This is a genomic window from Psychroserpens sp. AS72 (assembly GCF_038900375.1).
In the GTDB taxonomy this organism is placed as follows: domain Bacteria; phylum Bacteroidota; class Bacteroidia; order Flavobacteriales; family Flavobacteriaceae; genus Psychroserpens.
This window is the reverse complement of the sequence record NZ_JBBMRC010000003.1, coordinates 525,697-550,930: the sequence shown is the minus strand read 5'-3', so window position 1 is coordinate 550,930 and position 25,234 is coordinate 525,697. Positions and strand designations below refer to the sequence as shown.

Here is a 25,234-nt window from a genome sequence, read left to right as displayed (position 1 = left end):
CCCAATCTTTCGATTGAGCTTTTCTACTATTTCAATTTCTGAATTATTTACCTTCAGAAAGATTTTTCATTTCTTCTTCAACCATTTGGTAGAATTGGTCAATTTTAGGAAGTACAACAATACGAGTACGTCTGTTTTTTGCTTTATTATCTGCAGTATCATTTTCAACTAAAGGCACGTAAGAACTACGACCAGCAGCGATTAATTGCTGAGGATTTACATTAAGTTCTTCTAAAACTCTAACAACAGATGTTGCACGTTTCACACTTAAATCCCAGTTGTCAATTAACACACCTTTGCTGTATGGTACATTATCTGTGTGAGATTCTACCATAGCTTCAAAGTCAGGCTTGCTGTTGATGACTTTAGCAACTTTAGCTAACACATCTTTAGCTCTTGTAGTTACATTGTAACTTCCAGATTGGAATAATAATTTATCTGCAATAGAGATAAACACTACTCCTTTTTCAACATTCACTTCAATGTCTGGATCGTTGATACCAACGGCTCTCTTTAAGCTAGATACAATTGCTAAGGTTACACTATCCTTTTTAGTCAAAGCATCTTGTAATCTTGTAATTTTTAAATCTCTTTCTTTTAAGCTTTCTAACGATTTTTCAAGGTTATCAGCACCTTTTTGAGTCAAGGTTGTTAAATTACCTTTAGTATCAATTAAATCTTGGTTAGACTTACGTAAGTCTGCCAATTGGTCTTTCATTGTTTCTACGCGTGCCATAGCAGCAGCTCTATCAGATAGACAGCTGTTTAATTTTACGGTAGCAGAGTTTAATAAATCTTGCGTTTCTTTTTGTTTTGTTTCTAGTGCCATAAATTCTTTCTTAGACACACATGAAGTCAAAATCAACATTCCTGCAACACTTAATAGCATTAATTTTTTCATAATAGTTTTTAAAAAATTAGTTATAAATTTTTAGTTGTTCATTTCTTAGAACATACCAAAATTATACAAAAGAAAACAGCTATAGATAGTCTTTAACTAAATTTTTAACACTTTTATGAACAATTAGTAACTACGACGTTTTCGTATATAATACGACCAAACAATTGAAGTGATTTTGTAGTTCATTTTTTTCTTCGGAAGTTGCTTTCGTTCTCTTAAAAGCCTAGGTAAATTGGCATAAAAACTGAAATGTGCCTTCAATACAGCAATAAAATGAGCAAACTTTAAACTTAATAAGAATTTTAAACCAGCAATGCCGTCGAGGATGAGTCGCATGATAATAATTCCGAAGAGAAAACCATCAGTATTTTTAGTAAGTGTGAATAAACTGTTTCTGAAATTGAGATAGGTTTTTTTAGGATTGATAGCATTTAGAGTTGCGCCTCCAACATGATAAACCGTTGAAGTGCCTACATATGTTGTATTGAAACCTGAATTACAAGCTCGCCAACATAAATCTATTTCTTCAAAGTGAGCAAAATAGCTTTCGTCAAAACCTTGAAGTTTATTAAAAACCGATTTCCGAATAAAAAAACATGCACCAGAAGCCCAAAAAATTGAGGTGGTATCATTATACTGACCTTCATCTTTTTCAATCGTGTCAAAAATGCGACCTCTACAATATGCGTAACCGTACTTATCTATAAATCCACCTCCAGCTCCAGCATATTCAAAATGCGATTTGTTTTTATAATCTAATATTTTTGGTTGAATAATGTCTGTACTTGTATTAATTTCAAACTCGTGAATAATAGGAGTAAGCCAGTTTGGAGTGACTTCAATATCACTATTTAATAAGCATAATACATCTGCATCCACATGTTTTAGTGCATCGTTATATCCTTTTGCGTAGCCACCATTTACAGTGTTTTTGATAATTTTTACCTTTGGAAATGTTCTAGATACATAATCGATAGAACTATCAGTAGACGCATTATCTGCCACATAAATATCTGCTCCTTGAGAATATTTCGTAACAGATGGTAAGAATTTTTCTAGTAATTCTTTACCGTTCCAGTTGAGTATGACGATTGCTAGTTTCAGTGTTTAGTAATCAGTATTTAGTAAAAAGTAATTAGTATTAAACTTCAAATTCTAGATGTTTTAACAAACTTAATGTATTTCGCTTTGCGACTTTGCGATAAAATTAAGTATAACAAGGCACATCTGTTAAAAACTCATAACGTTCCTTTTCAAAATCCATCATACAATAATAATGATTAATTCCGTTAGTCACCATTAAATACGTAGCGTTTAGCGCTAAGTTGTATCGTGCAATTTGATCAAATGTGGTCTGGTCAATTTTTATTTTATGAGATTTACATTCTACGATGAGATGAATACTACCATCTGGATTAAAAACAACAATGTCGTAGCGTTTTGTTAATCCGTTCACCTTAAGTTCCTTTTCTACGTTGATTAAAGATTTGGGATAATTTTTATATTCAATTAAATACTGAACACAATGTTGACGTACCCATTCTTCAGGTTGTAAAACGATGAATTTTTTACGAATGGCATCAAAAATAGAAACTTTATTTTCGTTACTTTTGAAACGGAATTTAAACTTAGGAAAATTTAATTCTTGCATAGATGCAAACTGGAATTTTTTCAAAGTTAACTCACAAAAACCAAATACCAAATCCCAAGCCTTATTTTTGGGATTAGAGTTTAAAAAATCACAATTTTTAGAAGTTGGACGACGTAAAGCAAATTGTAGCAGATATTAAGAAAGGAACCATTAAACCCATTTATTTTTTAATGGGAGAGGAACCTTATTATATTGACGCGATTTCAGATTATATTGAAAAAAATGTCCTTGCTGAAGAAGAGAAAGGCTTTAACCAAATGGTCTTGTATGGTCGTGATGTGACCATAGATGATATTGTTGGTAATGCAAAACGTTACCCAATGATGGCTGAGCGACAAGTAGTGATTGTAAAAGAAGCTCAAGATTTATCTCGTACTATTGAAAAACTAGCAGATTATGCTTTAAATCCTCAACCTTCTACGGTTTTGGTAATGAATTATAAGTATAAAAAGATAGATAAGCGTAAAGCTCTTTATAAAGCAATCAAAAAGAAAGAAGGCGTTGTTTTTGAAAGCAAGAAAATGTATGAGAATCAGGTTGCAGACTGGATTCGTCGTGTGTTGGCTGGACAAAATTATACCATTTCTCCAAAAGCATCACAAATGCTTGTTGAGTTTTTAGGTACAGACTTAAGTAAAATTAATAACGAACTAGAGAAACTCAAAATTGTATTACCTGAAGGCACGCAAATTTCCGCAGAACATATTGAGCAACATATTGGAATCAGTAAAGATTATAATAATTTTGAATTACGTAAAGCTATTGGAGCAGGAGATTCTCTAAAAGCGTTTAAAATAGTTAAATATTTTGCCGACAATCCAAAGGATAACCCAATGGTAATGACGGTTTCACTTCTGTTTAGTTTCTTTTCACAACTCTTGCATTATCATGGTTTAAATGATAAAAACCCAAGAAATGTGGCATCTGCATTAAAAATCAACCCTTATTTTGTGAACGAGTATGTGACTGCTGCGCGTAATTACCCAATGCGAAAAGTGAGTCAAGTAATTTCTACGTTGCGTGAATTTGATGTGCGTAGCAAAGGAGTGAATTCTAACTCTGTGCCTCAAGGTGATTTACTCAAAGAACTAATGGTTCGGATTTTCACTTAGTCTTTAACACCTCTTAACATAAATTATTAAACCTTCGTTAAACCATTGTTTTTATTGAGTTTTTTGTTTTTTGGATGTTATATTTGAGTAATCGAATATTAACAATTAAAACCAAAACAATGGAAAACTTAAATAGAAAGACCGTTGCAATTTTAGCAACTAATGGATTTGAAGAAAGTGAATTAAGAGAACCAATGAATGCTTTAAAAAAGGCTGGAGCAGATGTACATATTGTATCTGAAAAGTCAGGAAAAATTAAAGCTTGGGCAGATGGAAATTGGAGTAACGAATATAATGTCGATAAAACTTTAGATGAAGTTTCCCAATTACAATATAACGCACTTGTTTTACCAGGTGGAGTTATCAATCCAGATAAGTTAAGGCGAAATGAAAAAGCAGTAAGTTTTACTAAATCATTTTTTGAGAATCATAAACCTGTAGCAGCAATTTGTCATGCACCCTGGATTTTAGCCGAAGCAGATGTTTTGAAAGGTAGAAAAGTAACCTCTTTTAACTCTATAAAAAAAGACATAGTTAATGCAGGAGCAAATTGGGTAGATGAAGAAGTCGTTGTAGACCAAGGATTAGTAACTAGTAGAAATCCGGATGATTTACCAGCATTTTGCTCTAAATTGGTAGAAGAAGTTTATGAAGGTAAGCATGAAGAGCAGACTGCATAACAGTAATTTAAAAAAGTTAGTTGATTATTAAAACAACTTTTATTTAAAAAAGCGCAATATCAAAATTTTTGGTATTGCGCTTTTTGATTTTCTATTTATGTTTTATTTGGAGTTTAAAGCCCAAATCAGTGCTTTTTCTTTTGTTGCTCGAAAAATAGTGTTGTGTTGTTCGTTTGGCTCATCAGAGTAAGTCCAATTTAATTGAGCTGGAGCACTTTGTTTTAGTGTTTTCTCTAAGTTTTTTGTATGTAGTGAAATATCATGAGCATCTGATCCTGCAAACCAATATTTGATGTGTTTGTCTGGGAATTTAGATAAATAAGTACTAGCGTTCTTTTCTAGATAATGATCGTTCCACCAAATAGAAGGGTCCATCGCAATATAGAAATCAAAACTTTCTGGTGCGATTAAAAATGTTTCTGTTACAAAAAGACCAGCTAGTGATTCGCCAATAATTCCTTTTCTAGATGTGGTTCTATAATTTTTATTAATCTCTGGCATGAGTTCATCAGTGATAAAACTTCTGAAATTTTTTGCTCCATCTGTTAACGGACAATACTCTTCATCTGCTTTTACTTCGGAAGCACCAGAAAGATCGCGACCTCTTTCGGTGTTTTCAATTCCGACGAGTATAAAGGGAGGAATAGATTTGCTCTCAATAAGTTTGGCTAATGTATTTGCTATATGCGGAAAATCTTCTTTGATACCACCATCTGGCATATACAATACAGGAAAAGCAGTTGTACTAGTTTTATAATTTGGAGGTGTCCAAACGTTGATGACTCGTGTTTCGTTAACAGCTTGAGATACTAGATTGAAATTATCATGTTCTGGAATGGGATCGTTGTATTGTGGTGTCTTGCCACAATTAAGCAAGATTATAGATAGTGTGATTAAAAAGAAAACTTTTGAGTAAGTAAGTTGTTTTGAAATTGATTTCATAGTGATGATAGTTTTAATTTCTGAAATATAAAAAATTAAAAATTTCCTAGCAATTAATTGTCTTTCAGGTGGCTACTGTAGAGTTGGTCTCTTTTATTCTATTTTAATTATTTTACTCTTATAAATGAAATCTTCTTCAATATCAAATTTTGATTCTTGTAGGTAAGCGTTTCCATCAGTTTGAGTGATTTTAACAATTAAATCTGGTGTTGGTTTATTTTTAGGTCTAGAATTCTAAAATGCACTATTTCCTTCTAAAAAAATAAGACGATAGCTACAGTCATCAATCCATTCAATTTTTAGTTTGACTTCTTTTTGTCCGTATGTTTCAGTCTGAATAGAGTCATTTCTTTCAATTTCAGCTTTAATAATACCATTTTCAACATTTTGAAATTTACCAGTTTTGAAGTTTTCGCAATTGTCTTGCGAGTACATGGTAGTTACCATTAATGTGAATATACAAAGGATTAGTTTTTTCATTAGTATGTTTTAAATGGCTTAAATGATTTTGTTGAGTTGTGTTGTGAAGCCAATTTCCGAAGTTCTTATTTTGAAAAATTATGAGATTTCTATCGAGAAATTGGATTTACTCTATGATTTCATAGTCGATGCTTAATTTTCGTAAAGCTCTTAAAGCAGAAGCAGAGTTTTTATCTTCTACTTCAATATCTACTGCGTCTCCTTCTATGAGTATATCCATAAGTTCGTTTGCTAAACCGTTGTTCATATGCATTGAAATCTCTGCTATACATTGAGCTATAGCTCTTCTATCTGGTCTTTGAGCGTCACAAGACACTAAGTTTAATTTCATAGTTATCGTTTATGTAGTAATCTTAATATTTATTTTTATGATTCGCTTTTTCTCAGACTGTTGTTCAATAGTTATGACTAAAGTGAGCAACGTTGGTTGGAACTAAGTTAGTAAAAGAAAACGACCCAGAGTAATCTTTGTTGTTATTGCACGTTTACTTTATTTTTTTAGAATGTGAATAGGATGATTTAACAATTTACTATATATTGACTGGCGATTAATTATATATTTTATAAAGAAAAATAAAATAGTGCTTTTATGAAAGATTTTATTGTAGGACGACTTAAAAGCCTAAAATTTGCGATTAAAGGTTGTTTTTTGCTAATTACAACTGAACACAGCGTTATGGTACAAACAAGTTTGTTTTCTATAATGGTGATATTAGGGTTTTATTTTGATATTTCAAAACAAGATTGGATCAATCAAACTCTTGCAATAGCTTTAGTCTTAGGAATAGAAGGATTAAATACAGCTGTTGAAAAAATGGCAGATTTTATACATCCAGATTATCATAAACGTATTGGTTTTATAAAAGATATTGCTGCAGGTGCAGTTACTTTTGCTGCTCTTGGAGCAATGACTATATTTTTAATTATCTATTTGCCTTACTTTTTGTAATTTATTACCTCATTAAAATAATATTAAAGATCTTCCAAAATCTGCTTATAATCATACTGCAAATCCTCATGTAAATTCAAAATCTTTTTCGTGATTGCTTCTATGTTGCGATCATATAAATTAGTCAAGGTCGTATTGCGGTTTATAGAAGGAGACATATGTTTTAGTTTCTTGCAAAAGTAGAGGAGTAGTTCAACTTCAGTTTCTTTGTTGAGAGAATATCTAATGTACTTTTTTGTGTTGCGTAGAATTTTGCGGACACTTTTTTTGATATAGAAATAACTATTGGTATTCATTATTTCAAACTGTTCATCAATTTCTGCTTTTACAGTTTCTATGTAGCCTTCTTCACTATCAGCTTCAAATAATAAATAGGTGAGGAGTTCTTTGTTTTCCTTTTTAAAACGAGAGAGACGCAAACAAAGCTCAGCCAATTCCTGATTAGTCTTGTGTTTGAGCTCTTTTCTTATGGTAACTACAGATACTGCTTTCATGTGTTCGTTATTATTGTTTTTTTAAGGTCACATGCTGTTCGCTATTAACTATTTTCTTGGTTGGAAAAGTTTTGAACATGCTCGTTTTATATAAATCTAAAATTAATCAATTGAGGCACATTTCCGAAGAAAAAATATTTAAAACCAAAAAAGCTAGTTAGAATAAAACCTAACTAGCTTTTTTTTATGTCTTCGGAAATTTTAAAACTTCCAACAAAAAGTCATTTGTTTTGAGTATCACTACCAAGTCATTTTATTAAACCAATAGCGATCTCTGTATTGTGTGATGTAATATACTATTGCGTAATCTTTTACTTCTCTAACCGTATGTGGTAGTATGTTTGGAACCGTAGATGTACCATGATCAAAAGGAATCACAGTTGGTCTATTAAACGTTTCTCTTTGATCTACAAAAAATGAACTCATTGTAATATGATTATCGTTGTTTGAAAACACACGCAATCCGTTTTCTAAAACCAATGTTGAAAAAGAACCTTTTTCTTTAGCTTCATTCTTATATTGTTTAGAATTAAATAAAGGTGTAAACCCTTTTAAAGTGCCTTTAGTATTAAAATTCACAATAACGCTCGAGCCATAAGTGTAAAGGTAATCTAGATCTGTAGTTAAAGTATTTCCGTTTTTTCTAAACTCACTATCGTACAAATATTTTTCTCCAATCATGTAAATGTCATCACCTTTAACAGTAACGTCTACAACTTCTAGACTTTTTAAATCTGAAGCGTCTAATGTGTCACTCCATTCATGAATCCCAATTAAGGTATGAGTACCTAAATCATATAAAAATGCACCATCATTATCGTTACCTTCTTTGCTGTTTATTTTAATGACTGTTTTTTTACCATTCCAGAAAAATCCGGTTAGCATTGGTGAACCATTAACATTAATAAGTTTCATGTTCATAGGCATAAAACCGTCTTGAGAAAAATCTATCGTTACAACACTATTACCATTAAAAGTTAATAGTTTAGTACTACGACTCTTTTTGTAAGCGTCAATAGTTTTACTCATTAAAACAGTTCCAGAGTTTTGTAAAAAGATATCTTCGTCATAAGATCTATCACTTTCATACTCTAATGTTTGACTCTGTTCCCACAATAAGTTTAATTGCATGTCATAGACCCAAATCATCACTTTTTCTTGTGTTTTCTTTTCAAAAGGCATATTGGCAACAATGGCAAACTTAGTGTTGTCTGGTGATATAGTAATAGTGTAAAATCCAGATTTTGAGTATTTCTCGATAGGGAATGAGGCAATCACTTTATGATCACTCACGCTCATACTTTCATTACTGTAAATTTGAGCATTAAGATTATGTTTAGCAGATTTTTTATCCATGACTGTAGATAAAAACACCAACTGACCATCAATTTCAATAACTTCTTGTAAATCTGATGCACGCAAACCTAATTTTGGTAAATTAAAGGTCATTGTTTCTCCAGCCTTCATTTCTTGATCGTACTTTGTTAATACCATTGCTTTGGTATTATCCATCATCACATTATCTAAATGATGCAACGTTGTGAAACCGTAAGCTGAAGGAAAGTGGATGTTATAAATATCCTTTTCACTTTCTTTAGTGAAAAATGAGCTATGCTCTGTATTAAATACTTGTGCAAAACCAACACTTATTGTGAAGCAAGCAATTAAAGTAATGAGTATTTTTTTCATGGCTCTTATAATTTGTAAACTTGCTCTTCAAGTTTAGTAAAAGCGTTCTTTTCATCGTAACTTAAATCTAAGTTGATACGTTGCTCTTGAAAACTAGCTAAAGTTGCTTCGGCTTGCGCTTTATCTTTTAAACTAATATCTACTTGCATCAAATTATAGAAAATCATGATGGCAATATCTTTATTCATTAAAGCCTTTTTATCATTATAATCCACTTTCGCCAATTCAGATGTCCAGATGTCTCTTACAGCCATAAGTTCTGAAGTTGCACGTTCTCTGGTTTCAGCAGAGGCGTCTTTTTTCATTTTTCTAAATGCAGAAATCGCTTTTATTTTAGCGTTCTCTAAGATGTCATATTCTCTTTTTTTATTCTTCGGAAATTCTATAGTAACAGAAGATGCTACCGGAATAAACCCAAACTCCTCATTGATATAAGTACCAATGTTAGTCATGATTTTTTTAACGTTATTCTTCTCATAACGATCTAAATTAATCGTATTACTATTAGAAGATGTCAAAAACTGAAACTCATCGTCAAAAGTTTTCTCATCAATAATAGTTGCACCTTTCATAACTTTAAGGTTTGTTGGTTGTGCGTAGAATGTTTGTCCGCCATTATCCTGAAAAGCCATTTTAGTAATGTTAATGACTATTAAAAGATCGCTTCCTTTTTCATAACCTAATAGCTCTACATTATCTGCCAATACTTGATTGTCAAAAATAAGGTGATCGTCTAAATTTGGTTGAATATATACAGGTTCTCTAGGAGCAACGTATGTTGGTTTTGAAGGCACTTTAAGTGCAGGTTTTTTACCTTGATCTGTTAAGGCTAAACGCTCAAGAAGAGACAAATCTTTAAAATCTGCCATTTCTTTATCGTAGCGTGCTTCAGCTTTTTTTACTTCATCATCATGTCCAGCTAAACGCTCTTCAAACTCTGCTTCACTATCTTTAACAACTTGAGCATAATTTGCTTTTTCAACTTCAAACTCTGCTAGAGATTGTGTGTTAAGCTCTTCTACAGTAAGTGTGTAAGGTGTTTCAACAATGGCTTTGTAAGTTTTTATAGATTCATCTAATGGGTTATTAGGTGTTCTAAGATTAAAATAACTAATTTTTTCAGACATAGTTCGCTGAGCAAAACTAGATACAGAGATCGCTAAACATGCGAAAACTAAAAGGTAACTTTTTTTCATTTGATTTAATTTTATATAGATAATCGTTCGGTTTACTTATAACCTAAAATTGACCTAAGATTTAATTTTCAGAATCCTAAGAAAAGTTAAGGTTTGAAATTTAAAATTATTAAGATATCGAGATATTGTAATAATTTTAGACGATAAAATTGCATTTTCTTAGGGTTTCTAAAAGATTTGATGAATTTTTTCCAATTATTGTCATAATTTATCAAATTAACTCGTTAGTTTTTCAAATTTATAACTGCAAATTGAATTAAAATACATTCAAACTGAAAACAAACATTAGGTCAATTTTAGGTTCAAAGCAAACAGCGTGCGAAAATACAATAATTAAGCCACAATTTTGCGTGTGGCTTATTTCCGTAGAAAAATAACAATTTTAGGACTTATCAATAGACAGTTTTCCTGGTCCTGCTAAAAAGATGACAACAAATGCTATGCAAAATAATAAGGCATGTTCTTTTGTGCCCAAATCATCTTTTGCATGTACTACAAAAGCTGCGACAAGCATAGTAATTGCTGCTGGGATTGCTGCCAATTTTGTTTTAAAACCAATGATAATTAAAATAGGAGCTACGACTTCTCCAATAAGGCATAAAATTAGTGATGGCAATCCGCCAATACCTAAAGGGTCTGGGAATTCTGCAGCATTTGATAGTTTGTTTAGTTTGGGAATTCCGTGGGTTAACATGAAACCACCAAATCCTAATCGAAGTATTAAAAGTGCTAAATCTGTGAAGTTTTTTTTCATTCTATATTTAAGTTTAGTTAGTTGCCTTTTAAAAGATTTACACTTACTGTGGCCAATTCATTATTTGGGAATTTAGAAAAATAGTGCTCATCTGGATGCAAACCAGCTTCACTAGCAACGGCATTAAATACATCAACCTCTAAAATATATTGATCGCTGTAACCATGAGTGGCATCATAAGCTGTAGCTGCTGTTTTACCAATATTTTGAGCTACAAGCTCTGGTTTTACTGTATGTAATTCTATCATTAATAATCCAAAACGTTCTACATAAGGTTTCCATTTTGTGAGGTGTTCTAACAATGAGTCTTCAACTACATTATTTGATAAGCGTTTTCCAAGACTCACATAAGCTCCAGAAGATTTACTGATTCTTTGCGTTTCAGTTTTTGGTGCTTCCCAAATACGATTGTGATCTAAAAATGTACGTACATTGAGTAAATCACCAAGTTCTATATTATAATCTTCTTTTAAATCTTGTGCTAAAATATCTGGTCTTCCAATATCTCCCCAAATGACTTTTGCCCAAATATCTGCTTTGATTAAATTGGCTCTTGTGACTTTTAATGCAGCCTGATTAAAATCTGCTCCTACCAATAATAATGGATGCTCGTCAAGCATTTTACCACGTAATGTTTGATGTTCTATGACATCAAAAATATGCTGAATAAACGCACCATTACCACAACCCATATCCAAAATCCCTTTAGGTTGTTCGTCAATAGGTTTGTTAAATAATTTAATGATAACTTGATCGATGACCTTAAAATACGTTGAATGTGCTCCACCACTTCCCCAAACATTCATTTCTCGGTGTACATGTTTCTCAGTGTCTTCTGGTGACTCAGTTTTAAGAATTTTTGCATTTCCGAAGATTAAATCATCCAAATACAGAAAAGTTGGTAAATATGAAACTGTCACACCATATGCACTCGCACGTTTGGCGAAAAACAAACCTTCATCTGTGAATTGATATGTGTTTTTTTTCTTTTTGAACCATCCTAAATGTGCAAAGAAATCTAAGATTTTTTTAAAACTCTCTGGATTTTTGTGATATTCTTCGGCAGTGAAAGAGGCTTCCATAAAATATTTATGAAACAAACCATTAACACCTAAAAGCACAATAATTGGTCCAACAATAGCACCTTCAATATGTTTTAATAATTGGTATTCTATAGAATTGTCTTCGGAAATATCTAGTCCGAAATTTTGTTCATAGGCTTTAAACACTTTTTCTAAAGCACTAAACGCATCTGAACCAATATTCTCATTAGGAAACTCAACAGAATAGTTGAGCAGATTTACAGCTTGCTCATACAAAGGCGTCAACTCAAAAGCACGTTTACTATTTGAGTTTATAGCATAGGATATTTGATCTGTTTTGTTATCTAGATGTTGTGTGAGCCAACCTTGAGAACTCAATACTCGTAAGGCAACATTGAGATAGCCTTCATTAGCTTTAAACGTATTGGTCAACGTTTTCAAATCAACAGTTTCATGTTCTAAAAGAAAATCTAAAACTCCTTTTTTGTGCAATGCATACGCAGAAGTTGAAGTCGCTATACCATCTAAATGCCTAAAAATAGTACCTCTTAGATGTTCTTTATCTTGTTTTGAAAGCATAGATTGGTATGTTTCCTATAAAGATAAAAAAATCTGTCACTTGTATGATAGGTTTTTTTACATCCTATTGTAATTAAAATAATTTGGCAAATCAAGATCACTCAAAATACTGTACATTATTTATGAATTAATGTATAGATAGTTATTGATTTACGATTGAGCGTAGTGTTTTGTGACGAATAGTCTCTTTGTCTTTTATTTCATAAGGGATGTTTTTTAAGATGTACTCAAAAGCATTTATTCTTGCACTAGTTTTTTTATTGGCTTTAATTACTTTCCATGGAGAATGCACTTGAGTTTTTTCAAACATAGCTTCTTTATAGGTAGTATATTCATCCCAAAGCACTAATGCTTTTTTGTCTACTTCACTGAATTTCCACTTTTTAATGGGAGAATTTATGATGTCTTTAAATCGTCTTTCTTGTTCATTTTTTGTGATAGAAAAGTAAAGTTTAATTAAATGTATTCCAGATTCTTGGATCATCTTTTCAAACTCGTTTACTTGGTTCATGAAAATTTCATAGTCTTTTTTAGTGCAAAAATTATTTACAGGCTCTACAATAGCTCTATTATACCAACTTCTATCAAAAAACACAATTTCACCATTATTGGGTAAACGGTTAATATAACGTTGAAAGTACCATTGACCCATTTCTGTTTCATTGGGTTTAGGTAATGCTACAACTTTTATTTCTCTTGGAGGTAAATGTTGAATGATTCGTCGTATTGCACCACCTTTACCTGCAGCATCACGACCTTCAAAGAGTATTAAAACTTTTTTGTTGTTTTTGTTAATCCATTGTTGCATGATTAACATTTCTTCTTGTAGCTTTTCTAGACGCTTCTCATATTTGACATCTCGAATAGCTTTTTTTGCGTCTAATCGTTTTTGACGTAATAGAACCTCGATGCCTTTTTTTGAATTTATTATCGATAAGTTTTTATCTGTTATCATAATGATAATTTTTTATTTGTCTAAGTGAACAGTATTTCTAAAATAGCGTTGTACAATATTTGGGTCTGGTAAAATAGATTTGCAATTAAGGCCTTTATTATCATAATCAAAAAGACTTAATACGTATTTAATACTTTCTAATCTAGCGCGTTTTTTGTCATTAGAATTAATGACAACCCAAGGTGAAAATGAGTTATGAGTTCTTGAGAACATTTTATCTTTGTAGTTGGTAAATTCGTCCCAAAGTTCTTGCCCTTTTTGATCAACTGGGCTAAATTTCCATTTTTTAAGTGGGTTTTTTAAGCGTTTTTCAAAACGTAGTTGTTGTTCTTCTTTAGAAACTGAAAACCAAAATTTAATTATGAGTGTATCTGATTCATACAGCATGTTTTCAAACTCGGGAACCTGAATCATAAAACGTTTGTATTGTTGTTTGCTGCAAAATCCCATTACAGGTTCTACAACTGCTCTATTGTACCAACTTCTATCAAAGAAAACAATCTCTCCTGCATTTGGGAGTTCTTTTATATACCTATTAAAATACCATTGATTTTTTTCAACTTCTGTAGGTTTGTTTAAAGCTACAACACGCATGGCTCGTGGGTTGAGATGCTCTTTGAAACGTTTTATAGTACCACCTTTACCTGATGCATCTCTTCCTTCAAAAATAATAGCTATTTTTTTATTCTCTTTTTGTACCCAACGTTGAAAATCAACAAGTTCGGCTTGTAATGTTATTAACTCTTTTTCATAATCATATTTATCAAGAATTGATTGATAACTAGGATTTGATTCTTTTTCAGTATTTAAATAATTTAAAAGAGCAGTATTGGTTTTAAGTGAATTGATAACCTCTTCTGTAATCATAAAATATATCTTTTGTGTAAGCTTGAAATTAATAAAAATTTAATAATTAATTTATGACTAATATCAGTTAGCATGATACTAAATAAAAAAACCTTCCGTTTCTGGAAGGTTTTTTATTTATAAATGCTTTGACTATCGCAATTTTGGAAAATCACTAGGACTCACTTCATGCATGACCTCGTAAACGGCTTCAAAAATATCTTCAGAAGATGGTTTTGAAAAATAATCACCATCGGTTCCATAAGCAGGACGATGTGCTTTTGCAGTTAATGTTTTAGGCGCACTGTCTAAATACTCAAAACCGTTTTGAGTGTTTAAAATTTCGTTTAAAATATAAGCAGATGCTCCACCAGGAACGTCTTCATCAATAATCATCAAACGATTTGTTTTTGCAACACTTTTTACAATATCATGGTTAAGATCAAAAGGTAATAACGATTGTACGTCAATAACCTCTGCATCTATACCAACCTCGAGTAAATCTTTAGCGGTTTGCGCAACTATTCTTAATGTAGATCCGTAAGATACTAACGTAATGTCTGTACCTTCTTTAACTGTTTCTACGACACCTAAAGGTGTTTTGAATTTGCCAATATTATTAGGCATTTTTTCTTTTAAACGGTATCCATTTAAACATTCTATAATAAGAGCAGGTTCATCACATTCTAAAAGCGTATTGTAAAATCCTGCAGCTTTGGTCATATTTCTTGGTACAAGTACATGGATACCTCTAACAAGGTTAATAATACCACCTAATTGCGATCCAGAATGCCAAATACCTTCTAATCTGTGACCTCTTGTTCTAATTATTAAAGGTGCTTTTTGCTTGCCTTTGGTTCTATATTGAAGTGTCGCTAAATCATCACTCATGATTTGCAACGCATAGAGTATGTAATCTAAATATTGAATTTCAGCAATTGGTCGTAAACCACGCATTGCCATACCAATACCTTGACCTAAAATTGTAGCTTCTCTAATACCAACATCTGCTACACGAAGTTCTCCATACTTTTCTTGAAGCCCTTCTAAACCTTGATTTACATCACCAATATTTCCAGAATCTTCTCCAAAAATTAAGGTTTCTGGATAGTTGCCAAATATAAAATCAAAATTATCTCTAATTATTAATCTTGCATCCACTAACTCAGCATTATCATTATAGGTTGGCTGAACTTCTTTAGAATGTAAAGCAGACCATTTTGAAGCACTGTGTAAATGAGAGCTGTATTTTGGTTGTATTTCTTCTATATATTTGTTAATCCAATTTTGAAGTGCTGTTTTTTCAACAGACTCTTCACCAACAAGGTATCGTAATGTTTTTCTACAAGCAGACAATACATCTTTTCGTCCTGGTTCTTGAATTTCAGTTAAGTCATTAATGGTTTTTGTAATAAAAACACGATTAGAACTTTTTTGAGAAGCATCTGTTATTAGTGCTACTGCTTGTGCTTTTTCTTCTAAAATTGGTTTTAAAAAGGCATTCCATGCTGCTTTTTTACCTTGTCTTACGTCTCTTTTTACATTTTTATGAATGACATCTAACTCATCTTCTGTTGCTATATTATTAGCAATCATCCATAATTTCATTTGAGCAATACAATCATGTTCTTTCTCCCAATCTAAACGCTCTTTACTTTTATAACGTTCATGACTACCAGAAGTAGAGTGACCTTGTGGTTGCGTTAATTCTATAACATGAATTAATACAGGCACATGCTCTTCACGAGCAATACGTTCTGCTTTTTGATACGTTTCAATTAAAGCGGTATAATCCCAGCCTTTAACTTTTAAAATTTCGTAACCTTTATTATGCTCATCTCTTTGAAAACCTTTTAGTATTTCTGAAATGTTTTCCTTTGTCGTTTGGTGCTTTGCATGAACAGATATGCCATATTCATCATCCCAAACACTTATAACCATTGGTACTTGTAATACTCCAGCTGCATTTATCGTTTCAAAAAACAACCCTTCACTTGTACTTGCATTTCCAATCGTTCCCCAAGCAATCTCATTACCTTCTACCGAAAATTTTGTAGTATCAATACCTTTTACATTTCGGTAAATTTTTGAGGCTTGTGCCAATCCTAAAAGTCTTGGCATTTGGCCAGCAGTAGGAGAGATGTCTGCACTAGAGTTTTTTTGCTCAGTAAGGTTTTTCCAGTCACCATCTTCATTAAGACTATGGGTTCCAAAATGTCCACCCATTTGTCGTCCTGCACTCATTGGATCAGCTTCTATTGACGTGTGAGCATATAAACCAGCAAAAAATTGTTGAATGGATAATTTACCAATAGACATCATTAAGGTTTGGTCACGATAATAGCCTGATCTAAAATCTCCATTCTTGAACACTTTTGCCCAAGCCAATTGAGGCACTTCTTTACCGTCACCAAAAATTCCAAACTTAGCCTTTCCTGTAAGTACTTCTCGACGACCTAAAAGACTACATTCTCTACTTGTAATAGCGATTTTGTAATCTTCCAAAATTTCATCTTTGAAATCCTGAAAAGTTATTTCAGAAGGTGCTTTAGTTTGTGTTGACATAAGTGTGAATTATTAGATACAAATTTAGCTAAAATTTGCTAATGTTACAACCTTGTAGATTGTTATAATATTAAGAATATGATAAAAAAAAACCATATTTTAGGTATAATTAGCAATTATTTACAAATATTAACAGTTCTGTTAAGAATTTTTTAGCAATTTACAAAAGTTGAAATGAGTATTTTAATACCATTTTCTTCTAAAAAGACCTAATAATGCTTGAGGATCTAATGTGAATTTTATTCTAATTTTCTGGTCGTAATTAGGTTGGCCAATTTCCCAACCAAGATTAGAATAAATAGGGAAGTAAAGTTCAAAATAATCGGTGACTAAATCTAGTTTGATTCCTGAGTCATAAACAAAAGCAGGATTGAGTCCTTTGTTTTTTACAAGACCTAGATCTCCATAGGCTTCGATATATTTCCATATTGTAGAACTTACATTAGCTGTTGTCATCCATTGATTTGCAAATGGTGTTTTTAATTTTGATTTAAAGCCACCTTCGGCTATTATGATTTGTTGGCTAAATACTCCTGAAGCTTCAGAGCGACCTAAATAATTATAGTCAAATAGATAATCTGTTGGTCTATCTAGCGCAAAGCTAAAATAGTCTGAATTTGGATCTGTTTTATTGTATAAAAATGTTCCTGCAAATAAGCGTAAGTTAAACTGTCTATTGCTTTCTGATAGTTTTCTATATTCATAATTTATAGAAACTTTTCCGAATTTATCAGCAAATTGAACATCATAATACCATTTGTTGAAATTGACTAATCCAGGATTTGAGCTCACATAACGTAAATTTAGCACGCTATAATCTGGATCTAATAAGTCTTCAATAATGGCATTTTCTCCCACTTCTCTAGAAATATCAAGATAACGAAGGTTTAAATATTTTGATTTATCAGATCTGAAATCGTCGTTATCTCTAAAAAACAATGAAACACTTGGTGTAAATATCTTTACAAAAGAATCTTCTGCAAAAGAATTGTACTTGGCGTTCATTCCGTAGGTTAATCTATAGAGATCAAAATCCTCAATATGATGTGTATAATACAAGGAACCACTTCCAGTTAATGACTTTGATTTTGTAGCGTATTGAGGTGAGAACTTATAATTTAAACGTTTTCTTAAAACTGTTTTATTATAAAATTTTGCGCCTAGTGTTAATCCGTCATAAATATTATTAAACTCAACTAAAGGCATTAGAAATAGCTGATTATAATTTGGGTCTTCAATATCTTTAAAAAGTCTAAACTGAAACGGTTTGTTGTTAAAAGGAAACCCTTTTAATGACTTATAATTATCTCTTAAATTGAACTCTGGTATGGCATTATCATAATTTAAAGCTAACTTTTCTGTACTATTTCTAGGTAGTGTTATCGTACTATCACCTTTTATGTTATCAATCCAGGATTTAGAAATAATAGAATCGTTTTTAAAGGTAAACAACGAAATAGGCATTGCGTTATCACGTTTATTTCTAATTGTAAATTTGATTGAATCTTCAGATTTTTCTAGGTCTCTAATTTTAAAATCTATCTTTTTTCTGGAGTCTATATAGTCTGTAAAAAACCAATTTAAATCTTTTGATGTTTTAGATTTGATAAGGTTTTCAAAATTTGTAGAGCTAGTAATTTTAAGTTGATTATTTTTTAAATAGTCATAAATTGTAGTTTCTACAATATTAGAATTTACATAATTATCTAAATAGCGTAAACCAATTCCTGCTTTGTATTTACCAGCGATATTAGCGTTATATTTTAGTAAAGAATCTTTTGAGGTTGTTAAAGCTTGGTCTCGATTATTCCTCACCATTTGCATGAAGAATAAATTGAATTGATCGTTGTATTTTAAATCTGAAGCATGAAATGAACGGATTCCCCAAAAATTTGCCAAAGTCCCTAAAAGTTTAGTGTCAGGATAATAGGTTTCAACATATTTCATTAAGAAATAGATTTGAATTCCGTCTCTTAGCCAATAATCTTTTCTTGGATTTACTAGCAGTGTATTCTCTAAATATTTATTAAGCGCTGTTTTTAATAATTTTAATTCATATTGAAAATTATCAGGAAACGGACGAATAAAATCTGGCAATTGATTTAAGCCATATAAAGGATCTTTTTTATAATCATCCTTTGTAATTAGAAGGCGTTCGTGAGGATATTCTCCAAGGTTTTCAGTAATAAAACGTGTAATTTTATCTGTGATGATAGCTTTTTCTTCAGAAGGAATGCCTTCACTAGATAAATTTGAAAAAATAGTAAAATCGTCGGTTTGAACAAATTTAAAATCTGAAAATTTCTTGAGTATCAAATGTGTGTTAACACGATCTTTTCCGTGTAAAAAAAACGTTTGTTTATCAAGAGTTTGTTTAATGTCCAAAGTGTTAAGTTCTGATATCAATTGGTAATTGATAGGGAATTCAATTTGAAGTTTGAGATCTGCTTTTGGGATATACAAATCATCTAAATTTTTATTGCTATAATAGTTCCATTCACCATTATAAACAACAGGAGTAATGTACCAATATTTTAAATTAAAATCTTTGTTTGGGCTAATCCCATAACCTGTAAAATTATCATCTGGTAAAACCAAATTATAGCTTAATGATATATCATAAGATTGATTTGGTAATAAAGGTGTTTGAAGTTTTACAGAGATCACATCAGGAAACTCTTCTAGGTTTTCAAAATGTAATGAGTTTTCACTTTGATCTTTAATGTTAGTAATTATAGTATAACCACGCTGTTTACTTTTTGCAAAATGAAACTTATTATTAAACTCTTCAGTAAATCGTGTTGCTAACGGTGTTTTTTTAGTGGAATAGGAGTTATTCCAATCATTAAGATATATAGTTGATAGCGTATCATTACTTTCGTTTTGATACACGATCCGTTCTTTTATTTGTATGGTTTTAGTAGTCACATCAATAGATGCAGCAAGGTCTATGCTATTTTGACAAATAACAATGCTGCTCCAAAAAAAGAAGGCAATACTTAAAAAAGAATTTAGTCTCAATGGTTCACTACAAATTTTAATGGTTTAAACTGAAATTTTGAACTTGTAATATAATAGATGCCATTGCTAATACGTGATGCATCTATGGATATTAACGTATTATTAACGTCAACAGTTTTTACCACTTGACCTAGACTATTAAAGATGTATAATTCTAGCTCATTTTGTAGTCTCAAATCTACTTGTATTTTCAAGGTATTATCAATGACGTTAGATCCTAAAATTGTTATCATTTCTGATGTGTTAAATTCAGGAATACTTAAGGATTGATTGGTTTGTAATTCTAATGTAACGGGAAGGTGATCGCTAAAATTGTGTAAAGCATCTCGAGTAGCGAACGAAAAATCTGTACCAGAACAATCAAATGAATTGATAGATTGATTGTAACAATCTGTGTTTTCATTATTTCCGTAAACATCATAGCTTCCAGCAATAAAAGATAGATTTGGGTTAGTTGTCATGTTTTCCGAAGTCATAATAAAATCAAATCGGTCATCAAAACCTCCAGTGGTACCACCAAGTCCTGTTTGTGTACGTGTAGATTGAGTCATAACATCCACATAATTAGAGTTGTTGTGCCAACTCCCAATACGATCTGCAGGATCAATTAATACGATGCTATTAGTTGGATCAATTAGCTTTTGAAATGCAGGCTCTGAGTTTGTATACACGTTAAAATCTCCAGCGAGTACAATATTACTACCTGTAGGAAGCGTATCTATATAATTAAATAAATCTTCAACCATTGCTAATCTGGATTGTTGATTTGATGTTCCGCTAGATGCTTTTAGGTGACAAACAAAAAAATCAATTATGATTGGTGTTGTGACTTGTTCTACAGAATTTATTTTTAATTGATAATGGTTAAAATCCCTAAAAAGTGTTGTTACAACATTTTGACTTTCTAAAATAAATTTAGTACTGTCAAAATATATAAATTGCTGTAAATCATTTTGATTGCCAATGTTATCATCTGATGTATTGAGCGTAAACGTTGCACTTTGGTAATCAGGATTTATATTTTGAAGTGTACTCAAAATAGTCATCGCTCCAGAGATATTATTGAGTTCACAAACCATAAAAATATCTGGTCTGTAATCCTCTAAAATAAATTCCAAATCGTTAATTCTATTGGGTACAGCATTTTCCAAAGGGAAATTGAGCACATTGTAAAACATGAGTTTGAAATCTGCTTGCCCAAAGGCAGACGAGATAGAAAGAACACATGTAAAAACAAATAAAAGTAATTTCTTAATCATAGCTTTAATCGTAAAATTTAGATTGAAAACCGATTTTAGAAATTAGGACTCAAGCCATAATCTTTATAGAAATTATCCAATATTGTAATCACTTCATCTGTACTGTCAACTAAGTGAATTAAATCTAAATCTTTAGCGCTGATATTACCAGCTTCTAATAATGTCGTTTTAACCCATTCCATTAATCCACCCCAAAAATCAATACCAACTAGTACAATTGGGAATTTTTCAATTTTATTAGTTTGAATAAGTGTCATAGCTTCAAAAAGTTCATCTAAAGTTCCAAAACCTCCAGGCATTACAACAAAACCTTGAGAATATTTTACGAACATAACTTTACGAACAAAGAAGTAATCAAAATCTAAACTCTTATCATTATCAATGTATGGATTATCATGTTGTTCAAATGGTAAATCGATATTTAAACCTACAGAAGTTCCTCCAGCAATATGTGCACCTTTATTTCCTGCTTCCATAATTCCTGGTCCACCACCTGTGATAACACCATAACCATGGTCAACAATTTTAGAAGCCATTTCTTCTGCTAACTTATAGTATTTATGATCTGGTTTAGTTCTTGCAGATCCAAAAATAGAAACGCAAGGTCCAATCTTACTTAACTTTTCATAGCCATTAACAAATTCTCCCATGATTTTAAAAATCGCCCAAGAGTCATTTGTTTTAATCTCATTCCAACGTTTAGTATTTTGTTCTGTTCTCATATGTATTTAATGTGTTAGTATCATGTCAAAGTCGCAAATTTAAGCGAAATGAGATAAAAATCGGTATGAAATAGAGTTTTAGTTGGGTGATTTATAAACAAAAAAGAGCAATCCAAATCAATGAATTACTCTTTGTATAAATTTACAAGTTTAAACCTATAAAGGTTTACGTCCTGATATGATATTATATAGAATTACAATAACCGCAATTACTAATAATATGTGAATTAAACTGTTTGATCCTATTCCAGGAATGATGCCTAATAATCCTAATAACCAAGCGATTATACAAATTACTGCTACGAGCCATAAAATACTTTTCATAATTGATAGTTTTAATGTTATACTCGAATTTACACTAAAGTTGTTTGTAATAAAAATTATGAAAGCGATAGAATTAACATCTTGATTGATAAAGGACGGATTCGTTTTTTTCTTCGGAAATGAGCCTTATTCCAACTCTTTTTTAAGAAATTTAGCAGTATAGCTCTTTTTATCTTTTATAATCTGTTCTGGTGTACCTTTAGCTACAACTTCTCCACCACCTTGACCACCTTCGTAACCAATATCAATAATGTAATCACATAGTTTTACGACATCTAAATTATGTTCAATAATCAAAACAGTATTGCCTTTGTCTACTAATTCATTAAGCACAAGCATTAATACTCTAATGTCTTCAAAATGCAAGCCAGTTGTAGGTTCGTCAAGAATATAAAATGTATTTCCTGTATCTCGTTTACTTAATTCTGTAGCCAGTTTAATACGTTGAGCTTCTCCACCAGAAAGCGTTGTACTTTGTTGACCAAGTGTTATATAACCTAATCCTACATCAACAATTGTTTTTAGTTTTCTGTGAATTTTAGGGATGTGTTCAAAGAAATCTACAGCCTCATTCATAGTCATATCTAAAACATCACTAATAGATTTTCCTTTGTATCTAATTTCTAAGGTTTCTCTGTTAAAACGTTTTCCTTGACACGTTTCACATTCTACGTAAACGTCTGGGAGGAAATTCATTTCTATCACTCTTAAACCACCACCTTGACATGTTTCACAGCGACCACCTTTCACATTAAAACTGAAACGTCCAGGTTTATAACCTCTAATCATCGCTTCTGGGATTTTAGCAAATAAACTACGAATCTCATCAAACGTTTTTGTGTATGTCGCTGGATTACTTCGTGGAGTTCTTCCAATTGGAGATTGGTTAATATCAATAACTTTATCACAATGTTCTAAGCCTTTAATGCTTTTATAAGGCATTGGTTTTTTAACACCATTAAAATAATAAGCATTCATAATTGGATACAACGTTTCATTAATAAGTGTTGATTTTCCACTACCTGAAACACCAGTAATACCTATCATTTTTCCTAACGGAAGCTCAATAGACACATTCTTTAAGTTATTACCTGTACAATTTTTTAAAACAATTTTTTTACCATTTCCTTTTCTGCGTTCCTTCGGAACAGCAATTTCTCTCTTCCCATTGAGATAATCGGCAGTTAATGTGTCATGTGTCAATAATTCCGCAGGAGTCCCAATACTAATAATTTCTCCTCCAAATTTTCCAGCTTTCGGACCAATATCAATCACATAGTCTGCACGTTCAATCATATCTTTGTCGTGCTCTACAACAATAACAGAGTTTCCAATATCACGAAGAGATATCAAAGAATTTATAAGTTTTTCATTATCACGTTGGTGTAAACCAATACTAGGTTCATCTAAAATATAAAGTACACCAACTAACTGAGAGCCAATTTGCGTGGCTAAACGAATACGTTGTGCTTCTCCACCAGATAAAGATTTTGAGCTTCGGTTTAATGATAAATAATCTAAACCAACATCTAATAAAAAATTGATTCTTGATTTAATTTCTTTAATAACTTCTTCACCAATTTGTAATTGCGTTTTACTTAAATGTTGGTTTAAATCTTTAAACCAAGCAGCAAGATCAACTATATCTTTGTTAGCTAATTCTGCAATATTAAGACCATTGACTTTGAAGTATAATGATTCTTTTCTAAGTCGAGATCCTTCACACGTAGGACATTCAACCTTATCCATATAATCTTTTGCCCAACGTTTTAATGAGGTTGTTTCTGCATTTTTATATTGACTTTCAATAAAATTAGCAACACCTTCAAAATCGATTTTATAATCTCTCGTGACTCCTAAAGTTTTACTTTCTACGGAAAATTTATCGTTTCCACCATACATTATCATTTGTTTAGCTTCCGAAGGAATACTTTTATAAGAATCATTTAAACTAAAATCAAAACGTTGCGCAATGGTTTCAAACTGTTTAAAAATCCAACTATTTTTTTGTGGACCATGAGGAGCTAAAGCACCTGCTTTTATAGAAATTGTATCGTCTGGAACAATTTTGTTTTCATTCACTTGGTACAAGGTTCCAATCCCATTACAGGTTTGGCAAGCACCTTTTGGAGAATTAAACGAGAAGTTGTTAGGTTCTGGGTTTGGATATGAAATTCCAGAAGATGGACACATTAAATTCCGACTAAAATAACGTGCTTCATTTGTCTCATGATCAAGAACCATGAGTACATCGTCACCATGATACATTGCCGTATTTATGGTTTCGGCTAAACGTTTATCATTATCATCTGTATCGTCAATTTTTAATCTATCAATGACAATTTCAATATCATGCATTTTATAACGATCTAGCTTCATGCCTTTAACTAAATCTTTTACTTCTCCATCTGCTCTTACTTTTACAAAGCCTTGTTTTGCGATTTGCTCAAATAATTCGCGATAATGACCTTTACGAGAACGAACTACAGGTGAGAGGATGTTGATTTTCTTTCCTATATAACTCTTTTTTATTAAGTCTTTGATTTGGTTATCGCTATAACTCACCATTTTCTCACCAGTATTATAACTGTAAGCATCACTTGCACGAGCGTATAGTAATCTTAGAAAATCATAAATTTCGGTAATTGTCCCAACTGTTGAACGTGGTGATTTACTAGTTGTTTTTTGCTCTATGGCAATAACAGGTGAGAGACCATCAATTTTATCTACATCTGGACGTTCTAATCCGCCAAGAAATTGTCTCGCATACGCAGAGAATGTTTCGATATATCGACGTTGACCTTCAGCATAAATCGTATCAAATGCTAATGATGATTTTCCACTACCAGATAAACCTGTAATCACTACAAGTTTTTCTCGTGGTATGGTAACATCAATATTTTTTAGGTTATGAACTCTCGCGCCTTGAACCTCAATTGCATCATCAAATTTGGTCATAAATGTATTGGAATGTGTGTTTTAATAGCAAAAGTGCAAAGGTACAGATTTTGTGATTAATTTCTTAGGTAGAACTATTGTTTGATTTTGTAAAAGATATTTTAATAAACGGGT

22 protein-coding genes are annotated in these 25,234 nt (G+C 31.6%); 3 read left to right on the top strand and 19 right to left on the bottom strand.

The window, feature by feature from the left end; genetic code table 11:
* Positions 1–43 precede the first annotated feature (43 nt).
* The 3 genes from WNY78_RS08630 to WNY78_RS08620 all read right to left on the bottom strand — a co-directional run bounded on the left by WNY78_RS08630 (position 44) and on the right by WNY78_RS08620 (position 2,552).
* The gene (locus WNY78_RS08630; protein WP_342872795.1) at positions 44–901 is read right to left on the bottom strand and encodes an OmpA family protein; all 858 of its coding nucleotides are present in this window, start codon (positions 899–901) and stop codon (positions 44–46) included.
* Between the two features lie 123 nt (positions 902–1,024).
* Positions 1,025–2,005 carry a glycosyltransferase family 2 protein gene (locus tag WNY78_RS08625; protein ID WP_342872837.1) on the bottom strand — a complete coding sequence of 327 codons (981 nt, stop codon included), beginning with the start codon at positions 2,003–2,005 and terminating at the stop codon, positions 1,025–1,027.
* 103 nt (positions 2,006–2,108) lie between these two features.
* Positions 2,109–2,552, bottom strand: a complete 444-nt coding sequence (locus WNY78_RS08620; RefSeq protein ID WP_342872836.1) for a type I restriction enzyme HsdR N-terminal domain-containing protein — start codon at positions 2,550–2,552, stop codon at positions 2,109–2,111.
* A 104-nt stretch (positions 2,553–2,656) separates the two neighbouring features.
* Between WNY78_RS08620 and holA the strand changes: the two genes are divergently transcribed.
* Both holA and WNY78_RS08610 read left to right on the top strand, forming a co-directional pair.
* A complete protein-coding gene (holA, locus tag WNY78_RS08615; protein ID WP_342872794.1) occupies positions 2,657–3,664 on the top strand; it encodes a DNA polymerase III subunit delta in 1,008 nt (335 codons plus the stop codon).
* Positions 3,665–3,783: 119 nt separating this feature from the next.
* Positions 3,784–4,344 carry a type 1 glutamine amidotransferase domain-containing protein gene (locus tag WNY78_RS08610; protein WP_342872793.1) on the top strand — a complete coding sequence of 187 codons (561 nt, stop codon included), beginning with the start codon at positions 3,784–3,786 and terminating at the stop codon, positions 4,342–4,344.
* 102 nt (positions 4,345–4,446) lie between these two features.
* On the opposite strand, the gene WNY78_RS08605 is transcribed toward WNY78_RS08610, so the two are convergent.
* From WNY78_RS08605 to WNY78_RS08595, 3 genes are all read right to left on the bottom strand, one after another.
* Positions 4,447–5,286, bottom strand: a complete 840-nt coding sequence (locus tag WNY78_RS08605; RefSeq protein WP_342872792.1) for an alpha/beta hydrolase-fold protein — start codon at positions 5,284–5,286, stop codon at positions 4,447–4,449.
* Between the two features lie 234 nt (positions 5,287–5,520).
* A complete protein-coding gene (locus WNY78_RS08600; protein WP_342872791.1) occupies positions 5,521–5,766 on the bottom strand; it encodes a hypothetical protein in 246 nt (81 codons plus the stop codon).
* Between the two features lie 106 nt (positions 5,767–5,872).
* Positions 5,873–6,097 carry a hypothetical protein gene (locus WNY78_RS08595; RefSeq protein ID WP_342872790.1) on the bottom strand — a complete coding sequence of 75 codons (225 nt, stop codon included), beginning with the start codon at positions 6,095–6,097 and terminating at the stop codon, positions 5,873–5,875.
* Between the two features lie 258 nt (positions 6,098–6,355).
* Between WNY78_RS08595 and WNY78_RS08590 the strand changes: the two genes are divergently transcribed.
* Complete coding sequence (locus WNY78_RS08590) at positions 6,356–6,715, top strand: diacylglycerol kinase family protein (RefSeq protein ID WP_342872789.1); 360 nt, start codon at positions 6,356–6,358, stop codon at positions 6,713–6,715.
* 23 nt (positions 6,716–6,738) lie between these two features.
* On the opposite strand, the gene WNY78_RS08585 is transcribed toward WNY78_RS08590, so the two are convergent.
* The 13 genes from WNY78_RS08585 to uvrA all read right to left on the bottom strand — a co-directional run bounded on the left by WNY78_RS08585 (position 6,739) and on the right by uvrA (position 25,120).
* Positions 6,739–7,209 carry a hypothetical protein gene (locus WNY78_RS08585; protein WP_342872788.1) on the bottom strand — a complete coding sequence of 157 codons (471 nt, stop codon included), beginning with the start codon at positions 7,207–7,209 and terminating at the stop codon, positions 6,739–6,741.
* Between the two features lie 240 nt (positions 7,210–7,449).
* The gene (locus tag WNY78_RS08580) at positions 7,450–8,898 is read right to left on the bottom strand and encodes a hypothetical protein (protein WP_342872787.1); all 1,449 of its coding nucleotides are present in this window, start codon (positions 8,896–8,898) and stop codon (positions 7,450–7,452) included.
* Between the two features lie 5 nt (positions 8,899–8,903).
* Positions 8,904–10,094, bottom strand: coding sequence for a hypothetical protein (locus WNY78_RS08575; RefSeq protein ID WP_342872786.1), 1,191 nt, complete (start codon positions 10,092–10,094; stop codon positions 8,904–8,906).
* Between the two features lie 382 nt (positions 10,095–10,476).
* Positions 10,477–10,848, bottom strand: coding sequence for a DoxX family protein (locus WNY78_RS08570; RefSeq protein WP_342872785.1), 372 nt, complete (start codon positions 10,846–10,848; stop codon positions 10,477–10,479).
* 17 nt (positions 10,849–10,865) lie between these two features.
* Positions 10,866–12,470 (bottom strand): class I SAM-dependent methyltransferase, encoded by a 1,605-nt coding sequence (locus WNY78_RS08565; RefSeq protein ID WP_342872784.1) that lies wholly within the window; start codon positions 12,468–12,470, stop codon positions 10,866–10,868.
* 142 nt (positions 12,471–12,612) lie between these two features.
* Positions 12,613–13,425 carry a polyphosphate kinase 2 gene (ppk2, locus tag WNY78_RS08560; protein ID WP_342872783.1) on the bottom strand — a complete coding sequence of 271 codons (813 nt, stop codon included), beginning with the start codon at positions 13,423–13,425 and terminating at the stop codon, positions 12,613–12,615.
* Between the two features lie 12 nt (positions 13,426–13,437).
* Positions 13,438–14,292: a polyphosphate kinase 2 gene (gene ppk2 / locus WNY78_RS08555; RefSeq protein ID WP_342872782.1), complete on the bottom strand. Its 855-nt coding sequence runs from the start codon at positions 14,290–14,292 to the stop codon at positions 13,438–13,440.
* Positions 14,293–14,424: 132 nt separating this feature from the next.
* Positions 14,425–16,836: a thiamine pyrophosphate-dependent enzyme gene (locus WNY78_RS08550; RefSeq protein WP_342872781.1), complete on the bottom strand. Its 2,412-nt coding sequence runs from the start codon at positions 16,834–16,836 to the stop codon at positions 14,425–14,427.
* Positions 16,837–17,019: 183 nt separating this feature from the next.
* Positions 17,020–19,857 (bottom strand): metalloprotease, encoded by a 2,838-nt coding sequence (locus WNY78_RS08545; RefSeq protein ID WP_342872780.1) that lies wholly within the window; start codon positions 19,855–19,857, stop codon positions 17,020–17,022.
* Positions 19,854–21,116 (bottom strand): hypothetical protein, encoded by a 1,263-nt coding sequence (locus WNY78_RS08540; protein WP_342872779.1) that lies wholly within the window; start codon positions 21,114–21,116, stop codon positions 19,854–19,856. The genes WNY78_RS08545 and WNY78_RS08540 overlap by 4 nt, the downstream gene beginning before the upstream one ends.
* Positions 21,117–21,151: 35 nt before the next feature.
* Complete coding sequence (locus tag WNY78_RS08535; RefSeq protein ID WP_342872778.1) at positions 21,152–21,838, bottom strand: TIGR00730 family Rossman fold protein; 687 nt, start codon at positions 21,836–21,838, stop codon at positions 21,152–21,154.
* Positions 21,839–21,994: 156 nt separating this feature from the next.
* Entirely contained in the window at positions 21,995–22,162 is a 168-nt protein-coding gene (locus WNY78_RS08530; RefSeq protein WP_152611504.1) for a lmo0937 family membrane protein, read from the bottom strand.
* Positions 22,163–22,288: 126 nt separating this feature from the next.
* Entirely contained in the window at positions 22,289–25,120 is a 2,832-nt protein-coding gene (gene uvrA, locus WNY78_RS08525) for an excinuclease ABC subunit UvrA (RefSeq protein ID WP_342872777.1), read from the bottom strand.
* Positions 25,121–25,234 lie beyond the last annotated feature (114 nt).